Origin of the sequence: Nostoc sp., from assembly GCF_036917535.1 — a bacterium.
Classification (GTDB): Bacteria; Cyanobacteriota; Cyanobacteriia; order Cyanobacteriales; family Nostocaceae; genus Nostoc.
Genome location: NZ_JBALDA010000093.1, coordinates 1 through 13,476 on the forward strand (window position 1 = coordinate 1; position 13,476 = coordinate 13,476).

Genomic DNA, 13,476 nt, shown 5'->3' on the forward strand with positions numbered 1-13,476 from the left:
TAAAACGTCCGAATGTTCCTATGTTTATTATCTAGTTGTTTGGCACTCGGTGCGGCACAGCCGCACCGTCGCTTGTGACAGTTGCGTAAGTCCTGGATTTAAATAAACCTGGCGATCGCAGCTTAATTCCACATTTTTTAGGGTGATGCGTACTAAAGCGATAACACACTTGATACCCATACCATCTTCTAATGGGGAAAATAGCTTTCAAGGGTTTTTATCTCACTTTGGTAAGGGAGGGTTTAATAAAAGTAATTTTAGTAAAAGTAATTTTAGAAAAGAATGTGACAGAACATCAGCTTCGGTTTTATTCGGTTCAACCTAGCGTATATAAGATTTTGAAAGTAATTTCAGGCAATATTAGGCGCTGATGGGTTGTTGTTCAGATTCAATTAACTGATTATTCGGTATATCAAATCTAATAGTACTAGCCGCCCAGTCTTTGAAATCAGGTGCTAGCCAGACTAACTTACGCAGAATTTCATCATTGACCCACAGCACCAAGGGAAACTGGAACTGTTTCCGAAACTCATCTCGCATGATATTGGTACTAATAATCAGTTGGTTAATTGCCACTACAGATTCTAAGCCCCTTACCATCAAAGCTTTGGGTTGAGTAGTACCAATTTCACTTGTAATAGCTGTGTATAATTTGTCAACCGTAGGTGAGAGCAAAATTTCGTGGATATCTGCTGATGAAAATTCTGTTAACAAATTCAGCACTTGCTGCTGCCTTTGAACACAGTTACAACACGCCAATAATAGTGAAAACTCTCCACCAGAAACCATCATTGCCCTTGCTAGTCTCTTAGTGGCTGCTGTGCTGCTAACTGTACCATTTTCTGAATTAGTTAAACCGATCATTAAAAACACCCTTCTTTTCATTTTCAAGCATATTCAGTGATTCTACCCTATTAATTTTTATTCAAAAGTGTTAATTGGGTAACTTTTATGACTTTTATCTGTAATATTAAGCATTATATATTGAACAAGCAGATGATGCATTATCTTATATTCACAATTTAGGGATAATGTAAAGATAATATCAACATAATGCCAGCAACAGGGGACATGCGAAGATTTAACAATTGAATGATCACTGGATTTTCATAGATTTTTGCATGTGCTAGTAAGTAAGTATCTTTTAATTTAGGGTAAAAAAAGTATTCAGTAAAAGTTTAACAGTAAATGTTAGCATGTGGCAAAACTTATAGATAGTAGTTTTCAAATGTACCCCTACTTAAACATTAGGTTTTCCATGTCACCCTTCTTTTGTGGTCGCACTATAACTTTGTTTCACGCTAACATTAGTTACCGACACCAGTAAACCCCCTACAGCAAGAGTTCACTGCGTCACTGTGTCTTCTCAACAAGCCATTTGGGGATGGATATTGAGTGTGGAGTAGTAAAATAGTCTTAGCCCAAGATGCAAAAATCGCCGTTGCATTAAAGCTAACTCATCCATTTGATAGAACTGGAGATATAAAGATGTCGCTCCGTTAGTGGAGGACAAAGAATATTTAGCTTTTTAAAATCGATTTAGAACATTTGAACTATCACAACAACTTTGAAATTTGCTCAATTGCTTTATTGTTTGAGGTTAATAGCCAATAACAAACCTATGTAAATATTTATTTAATTTTTTGGAAACCAATTAGGAATATCACACCATGCTATTTAAAAATCGGAGGTTTGCGGGTCAAGTTTTGGCTAAGGAGTTAACCGCTTATGCTAATGATCCAGATGTTCTGGTATTAGGGCTACCAAGGGGTGGTATACCCGTTGCTTTTGAAGTTGCCAAAACGTTAAATGCTCCCTTAGATGTTTTAGTGGTACGTAAATTGGGTGTGCCCGATCAAGAAGAACTAGCGATGGGAGCGATCGCTTCTGGTGGTGTGCGGATAATCAATAAATATATTATCAGCCTGGTGAAGATATCCGATGAAGTAATTGCTAGAGTGGCGGCGCAAGAAGAACGGGAGTTAAAGCGACGGGAACGGCTTTATCGGGGAAATCGCCTTTTAAGAGATTTACAAGGACGTACAGTCATCTTGGTAGATGATGGTTTAGCCACCGGTGCAACGATGTGGGCTGCTGTTGTAACTGTGCGAAAACAGCAACCTGCTCAGATTGTGATTGCTGTGCCTGTGGCTGCACCTGAAACTTGCCAAGAGTTAGAAACTGAAGTAGACGAAATCGTTTGCGTCTCGACACCTAGCCCTTTCCGCAGCGTTGGTCTTTGGTACGAAAGCTTTCCCCAAACTACGGATGAAGAAGTCCGCGACTTACTCGCAAAAGCGGCAAAGAACGGTGAAGCAATACCTCTTGGTATGTAGATAGACTATATCTTGAACATACGAGTATAGAGTTTCGCTTTAAAAAAACTCTGTTTTTTCTACCGAACACTTGACAGTTAAGTTTTGTACTGTATTCAAATTCATTCAGGAAATAAAACAATCGCCTTCAAGAAAGTGATCGCTTTTGATCGGTCAGAGATGTCTTCAACATAACTGATCGCTGGGAATTCTCTACTAACTGTTTGCCACATTCCTTACAGCGATAACACTGTTTCCCCCGTCGATACCCGTTTTTGGATAACTGCTTCGATTGACAGCGAGGACATATCATTACTTTCATTACATTACTCAACCGATTGTCATCCATATATGGTTCTAAATATGAAACCATCAAGTCCTCAATCTGTTGAGTCAACTGTTTACGGTATTCCTCATTGGGGCTGCGAAGTGCCGCTAGCATAACCGCATTGCTACTATGCACACACACTTCTGCTAGTAAACTGTAATGTTCCTCTCTCAATGCGGGATTTCGCTGCTTCAGGATATTCGCCATGAAGTTGATCGCCTCTTGGGTCATGCTTTCATCGATCGACTGGAAAATTTCGCGTGCCAGAAAAAACTGCACAAACACCACCCGCGATACTGGCTGTTCAAATAGTTTTGCAACAGCTGTTACAAGCGCATGAATCATTTGACGGAATGGCAACTGGACGATTATAGGAATGTCTATCTGTGCCCACATAGCCTTCACCCGCTCAACATGGCGTAACTCCATCGCCTTGAAAATAGCAGCTTTGTCAGGGAAAAATTGATAGAGAGAGCCGATCGCTGTCCCTGCTTTTGCTGCAATCTGATGAGTTGTTGCTGCTTCATAGCCCATTTGATCAAATACAGCGGCGGCAGCATCTAGGATTTTTTCAACTCGTTCCTTACCTCGCTGCTGTTTGGGTTGGTGGCGCAAGCTACTTGACGAATATGAATGTTTTGTCATATTTTAAAAATGCGACAAATCTTTCACAATTTTATCTTTAGTGGAGAATCCTATGCAATCTATGCTTCCTGGAGCGCCTTGGTTGTTAGCGCACAAGTCCATGCTGACAGTGAATCAACCTCGAAAAATTTCTTTGTATGGTGCTGATTATGTGATGTGGAAGGATACTGTTGGAGACATCCATGCTTTACCCAACGCCTGCCCCCATCTGGGAGCGATGCTATCAGAAGGATGGTGCGAAGCCCAAAGCGATCGCACAAGTGCTATAGTCTGTCCGTTTCATGCCCTGAAGTTTGATGGATCGGGCTGCACTGTGTTGCCCGGATCGAGCAAGAAAACATTACCTCAACTGAAACCTTTAGAGCTAAAAATTCAAGGTGATTTCATCTGGTCTTATGGGGAATACAAGCCAAAAATATCCATTCCTACTGTGCTGAATGAAATTGCAAACACCTACTACTTTGTTGGGCATACCGCAGATCGAAGTATTGAGACAGACTTACTAACTATGCTGCTGAATATGCATGACTACAATCATCAAAACGGCACTCACCGGGACTTATTTCGGATTACTGAGGTGCAATTTCATCAATTCATTGATAATGGGCATCACTCCCATGCGTTTTATGATATGCCTACGGCCCCTTACAGTTTAGTAGAAAAGCTTAGAAAACCGGATTTGTTTCTGCTACCCAGCACTATTAAAGCCCATCTAGAGAATCATTTCCCATCCCTGGTGATTTTTCATGGAGAAATGCCCTTGGGTAAAGCGGCGCAGTGTCATATTTTTGTGCCAGAAACGGAGAATCGGACACGAACTTATATTTTGCTATTCGGTCAAGCTAAACATCCTGCTTTTAAGGTTTTTGGCAATACTTATCTCAAGTTTGGTAAAATCGTAGTAGATCAAGATACTGATATTCTTGGAAAAATTTATCCAGATACACCTCAGAAAATTAAGCTCAACAATGAAATAGGTATGGATTGGGTACGACGTAATTTTGAAAGCTTTCCTAATGTAGCTTCACCTAACCTTTCAAAGTAGATTTTGAGAATATTTTCAGTTGTTGCTACTTTACTTACAAATGCCTGAATGTAGTTGATCATTGCATTTAAGCAGTTAGCCAAAGCTAGCGTAGTGGCTCGTAAGGTCTAAAAGGCTACATTACTAAGGAAAGTAGCATCGCCCATCCACCTGCAATTAGACATAGCAGCGATCGCATGAGTGCAACTTCCAAATTTCCTGGCTTTGACTGGAGCAGAAATCTGAGAAAATTACTTCTATTCAACTACATTGTTTTTGTTAATAAAACAAAAGTTTTATCTTAATTATCTTAATATTTTAATATATTCAGATTTTTTATTCTGATTGATGTGGGCAATTAAGAGCTTTTGCAGAAAGGGAATCTTAGGATATATATTTTGCCACTTCATAATTCATTTTTAATTATTTGTTAACAGATATGAGTTTTATCGTGGATAACGGCATGATTGCTGTAATTGTCGAATAAAAAGCATTATGATGATGCAAATAGCTGTAGTTAAAAATTGACTATTATCAAGACATATAAATAAATTTAGTTACTTATTGTAAATATCTAAATAAATATTTACAATAAAATAAAAAAAGTAAAATAATGTCAACGAATTTGATATAAAAAAATATAAAATCTGTCCAAAAGTAGAGATAATTTTTAGAAGACGAAAACAATAAAAACCATTTACTTGGATAAGGTTTGATGTCGAGAAACTGTTCCAACTTCAGGGGAGAATTCAGCAAGTGAAGACTCCAGTGTTATAAACCTGAAGAGTAAATAAAAGGGACTGGGCATGGAAAAGAGGCATCGGGGCGGGGTGCAGGAGGCAAAGGGGAAAACTCTTCTCCCTTGCTCCCTGCTCCCTTGCTTCTTCCACACTTCCCAATACATAGAGAAAAAGTTAAGCGCGAGGACATAGATTTAGTATGGCTAATAGTAGTGCAATCACCGCAGCACGACATTTGAGTGAAAAGTTACCTTCACCGCTCAAACGTTTGGCAGATTTGGCTTATAACTACTGGTGGAGTTGGAGTGGCGATCGCATCTCCCTATTCCAAAGCATTGATCCCCAAGAATGGGAACGCTGTGGGCATAATCCAGTAGCAATTTTAAAGTCAGCAACTTATGAGCGTCTGACACAATTAGCAGAAGACCCATTTTACCTAAAGCAGATATCCGCCCTCGCACGTGAATTTGACCAATACATCAACCAACAAAATACTTGGGTCAGTCGAGTTGCACCGCAAGTATCTGCATTGCGCCCCATTGCTTACTTTTGCGCCGAATTTGGTATCCATGAATCTCTACCCGTCTACTCTGGCGGCTTGGGAATTCTCGCCGGGGATCACTTGAAATCATCATCAGATTTGGGTGTGCCGTTGGTTGGTGTTGGCTTGTTATATCGCCAAGGTTATTTTCGGCAACGCTTGAACCGCCAAGGTTGGCAAGAAGATTATTATATTGACAACCCTTTTGGACACATGCCCCTAGAGTTAATTAAAAATGAGCAAGGGGAATCGGTCACTATCGAGTTACAAGTTCGCCAACGGGTTGTGAAAGTGCAAATCTGGCGAGTGCAAGTTGGGCGAGTCACATTATATTTATTAGATAGCGATCGCCACGATAACGATCCCATTGACCGTTGGTTAACGGGACACCTATACGGCGGTAACTTGGAAACCCGCATCGCCCAAGAAGTCGTTTTGGGAATTGGTGGTGTTCGCGCCTTACACGCCTTGGGAATTGAACCTTCTGTGTATCACCTCAATGAAGGACACGCTGCATTCTGCACCTTGGAAGTTGCGCGCTTAGAAATTGAGCGGACTGGTAAATCCTTCTATGATATCGAAGCTAAGGTGCGGAACAGTTGTGTATTCACCACCCATACCCCCGTTCCCGCCGGTCATGATGTCTTCTCCCCTGATTTAATAGATTCTTTCTTTGCCAGCTATTGGCCGCAATTGCGACTTTCTCGCGAGCAATTTTTGGCATTGGGTGCAAGGCGATTGGGCGATCCTTGGGAACCCTTTGGCATGACCGTTTTAGCTTTGCGGATGTCTCGTGCTTGTAATGGCGTGAGTGAATTACACGGTCAAGTTTCTCGTAAAATGTGGACAGTTCTCTATCCGCAGCGATCAGAAGATAAAGTACCAATTGGTTACATTACCAATGGCGTTCATGCACCCACTTGGACTGCACCCCTGTTAGGTGACTTATATAACCAATATTTGGGAGAAGACTGGAAAAATCGCGCCGTTGATCCCAAGATGTGGGCTAAAGTTGACGAGATTCCCGACGAGGAATTGTGGTCACGGCATCTTATCCTCAAAGAAAGATTGATTGCCTTCACCCGTTATAAGGTGAAAAAATCACGGGAGTTACGTAGCGAAAATTATGAACTCATTCAAGCAACTGAAAGACTACTCGATCCCAATGTATTAACTATTGGATTTGCCAGACGCTTCAGCCCTTATAAACGCGGGGATCTGATTTTGCGCGATGCCGAACGCGCACTGAAGATTTTTGGTAATGCTCAGCGTCCAGTACAAATTATCTTTGCAGGTAAAGCGCACCCAGCCGATGAAGAAGGTAAGCGGATTATCCAACGCTTGATGGAGTGGTGTCACAATTCCGGGATTATCAACCGAGTTGCCTTTATTGAAGATTACGACATTTACACTGGTCAAAAATTGGTGCAAGGTGTGGATGTTTGGTTGAATAATCCCCGTCGTCCTTTGGAAGCATCTGGTACGAGTGGGCAAAAAGTCTGCTTCAACGGCGGTCTTAATTGCAGCGTTTTGGATGGCTGGTGGTGCGAAGGCTACCAAGCAGGGCCAGATGGCAAAGGAATTAACGGTTGGGCAATTGGTGAAGATGCTAATACTAGCGATCAAGAATTGCAAGATCGAATTGATTCGCGATCGCTTTATCAGCTGTTAGAAGAAGAAATCGTTCCTCTATACTATGACCAAGATGCCCAAGGTATTCCCCACCGTTGGGTGCAAATGATGAAAACGTCGATTAAGACAAATGCGCCGTTATTCAACACTGACAGGATGATTGCCGACTACGTTTCACAAGTGTATGTACCTGAGATTTCTAAGAGTGTGGAACCGATTTTAGCTAAAGTACTGCTGTAAAGGGCATTGGGAATTGGGATTAAACAAATTTTTCCCTATTCCCCTTCCTGCAAGCGATAAGATCGAGAATAAATTCGTGCTGTGTTTATGGCAACTCAACTCAGCCAAGCCAAATCACCAACAGAGCTGGTAATCTCTTGGGAAGCCTTGCCCAAAGATTTTCAACTAGAGGATGAACCAGTGGAGAATACCGGTCAGCCACTTTTGGCTGGTGCTTTGGGTGAAAGCCTAGAAATCAGTGGATTCATCCAACCTCAGATGTTGATAGCTTCAAACTTTGGTCTTTGTGCAACAGTCAACGGTCAATTTATTGCCAAAGCACCAGACTGGGTTTATGTGCCGTCGGTTAATGAAGTGGTGGCTAACCGCAAAAGTTATACACCTAATTTAGAAGGAGATATTCCGGCGATCGCTATTGAATTTTTATCCGATACTGACGGTGGAGAATATTCGGTAAAGCGAACTTATCCAGCAGGAAAATGGTTTTTCTACGAGCAAATTTTGCAAATTCCCATCTACATAATTTTTGAACCTTATGGCGGTTTATTAGAATATTATCAACTGGAAAATAAACGCTATGAGTTAAAGCAACCTGACGAAAATGGTCGTCATTGGATTGATGTAATGGGCTTATTTTTGGGAACTTGGCAAGGAACAAAAGAAGGTCGCACTGGGTATTGGTTGCGCTGGTGGGATCGAGATGAGAATTTGTTACCGTGGGCTGTAGAACAGATTGAACAAGAACGCCAACGTGCCGAACAAGAACGTCAGCAAAAAGAACGACTGATTGCTTACTTACAATCTCAGGGTATTGATTTGAATAACTTGCCCCCGTTTGAGTAGAGGCAATTCATAAATTGCCCTTGCAATAATTATCTGATTGTGCAAAACCAACTAGTTTGCGATAACAATCCTGAATCATTCCTAAGAAACGATATCCCCGACAACTTTTACGAAATCGGGGATCTACGAATTGCAATTTTCACAAATCAAATAGGATTGCTATAGAAATCCTATTTGATTATCTGAATGGGTACTCATCACTCTGGGAATATCTTTTTGAGTTCAGAAATATAATTGGAGTTGGTTGTTTTCCACTCTTGCCATGCATTTTGAATAGCTTCTTTTTGTTCTTGAGTTAACTGCCAAGAAAGTGGAGGATTAATTTTACCACGAGGAAATTTAATAGGAATATGCATAATTTCTATTCCTTTTTGACTATATTTATCTTTTAAAAATTGCTGTTCTTTTTCTTGTTCATCATGCTTGTTGCCACATTTATACTTGTCTATTAAAAGTTCTATATTTAATGTATTGCCTTCGTTCTGTGTATCACTACGAACATTTAATAAAGCGAGCAATGAACCAATAACTTCCATCTGCCATCCTGGAGCACCTTTTTCTTTTTGAGGATTCTCATCATCAGGAAAAGCATTGATTTGGATTAAAATAACTTTTTTAATTTGGTGAGATTGTTCAGATTCTAATAGTTGATCGAGTAATTCTATGGTAGTACCAACACCAAAATTGTCGAAGTAACCACCATCACCTATATGATAATTCCATCTAGTGTCTTGACTAGGACGACACACAGGAGATACATAAGGAAAAGTGGCAGATAATCTAGCGGCTGTCGTCACATCAATATCATATTCTGGATAAAGGGTATTAAAATCTATAGATTTGCAATCCTTATGTGGACTAAAAGTCATTGGACTAACTAAAAAACGCCGTCCATCTTCAACTAAAGTTGCATTAAAAATAGGAATAGGAATAATTCCTTGGTCAATTTTGTCGCTCCAGCTACCTAAACTTGCATTGGGATTTTTCATTTCCCCTTTCCAATCTATTTCGATAGCAGTACCACGGTCTTGCTCAGTTGTAGTATCTTCCTCTTTCTCTTTTGGTAAGACAAAAGGTAAACCAATAAAACGAAGCAAATCTGGATAAGCAAATCCCCAGCTTGTAGCATCTAAACTATCTTCTGTAGCGCTTTGAAAAATCTGTTTTAATTGATTTTCTTCTGGATAACCCCGATCTCCAAATCTATCCAAATAAAACATTGTTCCGACAGAACCACCAGAAACTGAGCTTATCCAACCAATAGCTTTGGTAAATTTAGATCCAAGTTCTTGTTGTAAACCAGTCAAAACCTTAGCTGTCCATCCAGATGCTTGAATACCTCCACCACTAGCACAAACTACTACTAAAGTTTTATCTTCAGTTTGTTGATTTATCAGACGTTGAGAGATAACATTAATCCACTTTTCTTTTGTTGGTTTTAGCCAATTATTTTTTGAGTATATTTTGTAAAAATGGTCTACTTGAAAAATAGCATAAGAAACGGATGAAATTGCTAAAAATAATAGCAATGTGGGAATACGAGACACATCAACAAAGTAAGAAATTCCTCCTATCCACACTACGACAACTGACAAAATGAGAGTAATATAAAAAAGAGCAGGAGCTTCAAATCTATTACTAATTGGGCGAGGTTTCAAGATAAAATAACCTAACCCATAAACAATTAATAGAAAAAGTGAAAATACTGTTATTGCAGCAATTCCGTAAGATAAATTACCATTTACATCTACATAACCCCTTTGTATTCTTTCTGGAAAAAAAGAACTTATTTTCAATAAAACCTGTTTTAAAAACTGATTAGATTCAAAAAAATGCTTGTTAAAGTAATTGGTTATTAGCAATAAAGCTCCTGCAATAATGCCAAATATAATTCCCCAACCTTCCCAGCTACGATCTGCTTCTTCTATTTCTTTTTTAGAAAGCTGAATCGCCTTTATGGCAATCGGAAGACTTAAGATAATAGCGATTAAATATTGGATAAATTCTGGAATTCCTTGCTGTTGAGGTACATCAAAACGAAGATGGGAATTATATAAGATAATATCGAAAACTTGTATCGTAGCCAGTCCTGCTAAAACTGCACATCCAATAACTAAAACCAACTGATTATTAGCGCGAAGTACAAATAAGTTTTTCAACATCGCTGATAAACCAGTATTCACCGAAAATGTTGGCAAGAATAACAGCAATAAACCAACAATTATAGGTACTCGCAAAAAGAAAATATATTGCAATACACTGTAGAAATTTTGTAGCATTAAAATTATGAATGCTAGTCCCAACCACAAAACAATACCGTTAAAAACCTGTTGTCTTTTGTTCATGACAAATTTCTGTAAATATACAAAAGGTTAATTGTTTTTGTTCATATTGGTTTATATCTTGCACCTAGCTTTCAGATCGATGCAGTCAAAGGAAAAGTAATTAATCTACAAGATGTTTTACTTTTCTCAATAACAGTTAATAGTAGACGAGCAAGATATAAGTCAATAGAGTTTGATACAGAAGAAAATATCAAAATTCCGCAAAAGTTATTATGAAGTTATATTTAGTTAGGTGTTAAGTAGTGGTAAATACAGCAGTTTCCTTTTGGATGAAGTACAAAGTTACGGGTTTTGAGGCAGGAGGCAGCAGGTAGAAACTCTTTATATCTAATGTTATATCTAATGTTGAGTTTTGCATTTTATACCTTACTTACTTGCAAACTGCTGTATGTACTGTCCTAGAGTCTACAAGATATAAAGCATAAGTAGATTTTATCACCAAACGAAATAATCTGAGTTGTAGCGGTCATACTTTCGGGCTAATTGATTGGGTCTGGATTACTCGCCTGGATTCGTTCGCTAAATATGTAGCTTTCCAGGCGTTTACCTTCTTTCAACCTTCAACCATCTCTAACAACTGCGCCTCACTTAACTGCGTAATTCCCAAAGAAACTGCTTTTTCTAACTTGGAACCAGCATCTTCTCCTAACACTAAATAATCTGTTTTTTTACTCACTGAATCAGTCACTTTTCCCCCAGCTTTTTGAATCAAAGCCTTCGCTTCATCTCGCTTTAAGGTTGGCAATGTTCCTGTAATTACAAAAGTTTTACCTGCGAACTTATGATTACCATCCCCAACTATTTTTGTTTCCTCTGGGGCAGTTAATTGTAATCCTTTTGCTTGTAAGCGTTCTATCAACTTTTGGTTAGCATCAATCCGAAACCATTGGTATACTGATTGGGCAATTTCAGCACCAATACCGTAAATGCTTTCAATATCTGATTGCTTTGCCGTAGCTAACAGGTCTACAGTGAAATATTTCTGAGTCAACAATTGAGCATTCACACTGCCAACGTGACGGATACCTAAACCATACAATACCCTTGACCAAGGTTGATTTTTTGATTGAGCGATCGCATCGATCAATTTCTCTGCCGACTTTTTCCCCATCCTTTCCAATTCACATAATTTCTCTGCTGTTAACTCATATAAATCAGCAACGGAATGCACCAAACCTTTATCAACGAGTTGATATACCAACTTTTCGCCCATACCTTTAATATCCAAGGCATCACGACTTACCCAATGTTCAATGGAACCTTTGAGAATCGCCGCACAGGAAGCATTGACGCACCGAGTCACCGCCTCACCTGATTCTCGCACCACCAGTTGACCGCAGACTGGGCAATGGGTAGGCATAACAAAGGGTTCGATGTCAGCGGGACGGAGTTCTTTGATTACCCTCAGCACTTCTGGAATGATTTCCCCAGCTTTGCGGACAATCACAGTATCGCCAATGCGAATGTCTAATTGAGTAATGCGATCGCTATTATGTAAAGTGGCGCGGGAAACCGTTGTTCCCGCCAGTTGCACTGGGCGCATCTCTGCTAATGGCGTTAATGCCCCCGTTCGTCCCACATTTACAGCAATATTTTCCACACGAGTAGGTGCTTCCTCAGCTGGGTACTTTAAGGCAACTGCCCAGCGAGGAAATTTCTGCGTAAACCCTAGCTGTTCCTGAAGTTTAAAAGAATTCAGCTTTACCACTACCCCATCTGTCATGTAGGGTAAATTCAGCCGTTCCGTGTCCCAATATTCATAATATTTTGCCACTTCTGCGATCGAAGCACAGAGTTTGTGGTTGGGGTTAACTTGAAAACCCATTTTTTCCAACAACTCCAAAGCTTCCCATTGGCTATTAGCAATACTAGTGTCATCTCTACCAGGAATGTGCAGCGTGTAGCCAAAGAAAGCTAATCGGCGTTTAGCGACAATGCGGGAATCTAGTTGCCTGAGTGTACCTGCTGCGGCATTGCGGGGATTGGCAAATAATTGCTCGCTTGTTTTTTGCCTTTCCTCGTTGATTTGTTTAAATACTTCCAACGGCAAAAACGCCTCGCCTCGCACTTCCACCCTTTCTAAAATTTCTAACCCTTCAAAATTCAAACGTAAGGGAATTGAGCGAATTGTCCGCACATTTTGAGTGATATCTTCACCCGTTACCCCATCACCCCTAGTTGTCCCTCTAACTAGAATGCCATCTTGGTAGGTAAGAGCCAAAGCAGAACCATCAATTTTAAGTTCAGTGACATATTCCGCTGAATTTATGTTCGGTACTTGTCGCCGCCAACGCTGATCCCATCCTTGCAACTCATGAATATTGAATGCATTCTCCAGACTATACAAGGGGATATTGTGCCGCACCGAGGTAAATTGCGTCGCTGGCCTCTCACCCACGCGCTGAGTCGGACTATCGGGTGCTGTCAATTCTGGATATTGAGTTTCTAGTTGTTGCAATTCTCGATATAGCTGGTCATAGATTGCATCCTCCATGATTGGAGCATCTAGAACGTAATAAGCATAGCTAGCTTGTTGCAACAACTGGCGTAATTCTTCTGTGCGCTTTATTTCCGGCTTAATTTGTGTCATTAGAATTATTATAAAATATCTAGAATTAGAGCTAACAAATCATACATTTGTACTATACAAAATTTTTTTTGGCTTTTGAGCTATATCCAAAGCCAAATAAGTTTCTACCAAATATTCCGCTACTCAGTACTTGAGTAGGGCGATAGTGGCACGAAACTTTGTCTGATTAGAATAGGAGGAATTGTGGCAAATGAATATAAGTCAAATATTATAACAAAGTACATCTATCGACA

9 protein-coding genes are annotated in these 13,476 nt (G+C 39.9%); 4 read left to right on the top strand and 5 right to left on the bottom strand.

All coding sequences use genetic code 11. The annotated features are described in order from the left end of the window. Positions 1 to 27: 27 nt before the first annotated feature. Entirely contained in the window at positions 28 to 180 is a 153-nt protein-coding gene (locus V7K56_RS31100; RefSeq protein WP_334917010.1) for a hypothetical protein, read from the bottom strand. A gap of 180 nt (positions 181 to 360) precedes the next feature. After that, positions 361 to 864 carry a hypothetical protein gene (locus tag V7K56_RS31105; protein ID WP_334917061.1) on the bottom strand — a complete coding sequence of 168 codons (504 nt, stop codon included), beginning with the start codon at positions 862 to 864 and terminating at the stop codon, positions 361 to 363. Positions 865 to 1,670: 806 nt separating this feature from the next. Here V7K56_RS31105 and V7K56_RS31110 point away from each other — a divergent pair. Further along, complete coding sequence (locus V7K56_RS31110; RefSeq protein ID WP_334917012.1) at positions 1,671 to 2,336, top strand: phosphoribosyltransferase; 666 nt, start codon at positions 1,671 to 1,673, stop codon at positions 2,334 to 2,336. Between the two features lie 127 nt (positions 2,337 to 2,463). Here the strand turns inward: V7K56_RS31110 and V7K56_RS31120 are convergent, their stop codons facing one another. Beyond that, on the bottom strand, positions 2,464 to 3,288 hold the full coding sequence (locus tag V7K56_RS31120; protein WP_442940296.1) for a TetR family transcriptional regulator: 825 nt from the start codon (positions 3,286 to 3,288) through the stop codon (positions 2,464 to 2,466). Between the two features lie 61 nt (positions 3,289 to 3,349). Between V7K56_RS31120 and V7K56_RS31125 the strand changes: the two genes are divergently transcribed. The 3 genes from V7K56_RS31125 (at position 3,350) to V7K56_RS31135 (ending at position 8,308) form a co-directional block, all read left to right on the top strand. Beyond that, entirely contained in the window at positions 3,350 to 4,333 is a 984-nt protein-coding gene (locus V7K56_RS31125; protein WP_334917063.1) for a Rieske 2Fe-2S domain-containing protein, read from the top strand. A 918-nt stretch (positions 4,334 to 5,251) separates the two neighbouring features. Then, positions 5,252 to 7,465, top strand: a complete 2,214-nt coding sequence (gene glgP / locus V7K56_RS31130) for an alpha-glucan family phosphorylase (protein WP_334917013.1) — start codon at positions 5,252 to 5,254, stop codon at positions 7,463 to 7,465. 87 nt (positions 7,466 to 7,552) lie between these two features. Then, positions 7,553 to 8,308: a Uma2 family endonuclease gene (locus V7K56_RS31135; protein WP_334917016.1), complete on the top strand. Its 756-nt coding sequence runs from the start codon at positions 7,553 to 7,555 to the stop codon at positions 8,306 to 8,308. Positions 8,309 to 8,505: 197 nt separating this feature from the next. Here V7K56_RS31135 and V7K56_RS31140 read toward each other — a convergent pair whose 3' ends face one another. Both V7K56_RS31140 and ligA read right to left on the bottom strand, forming a co-directional pair. After that, on the bottom strand, positions 8,506 to 10,653 hold the full coding sequence (locus tag V7K56_RS31140; RefSeq protein ID WP_334917018.1) for a hypothetical protein: 2,148 nt from the start codon (positions 10,651 to 10,653) through the stop codon (positions 8,506 to 8,508). A gap of 553 nt (positions 10,654 to 11,206) precedes the next feature. Continuing rightward, entirely contained in the window at positions 11,207 to 13,243 is a 2,037-nt protein-coding gene (ligA, locus tag V7K56_RS31145) for an NAD-dependent DNA ligase LigA (RefSeq protein ID WP_334917020.1), read from the bottom strand. Positions 13,244 to 13,476: the final 233 nt, after the last annotated feature.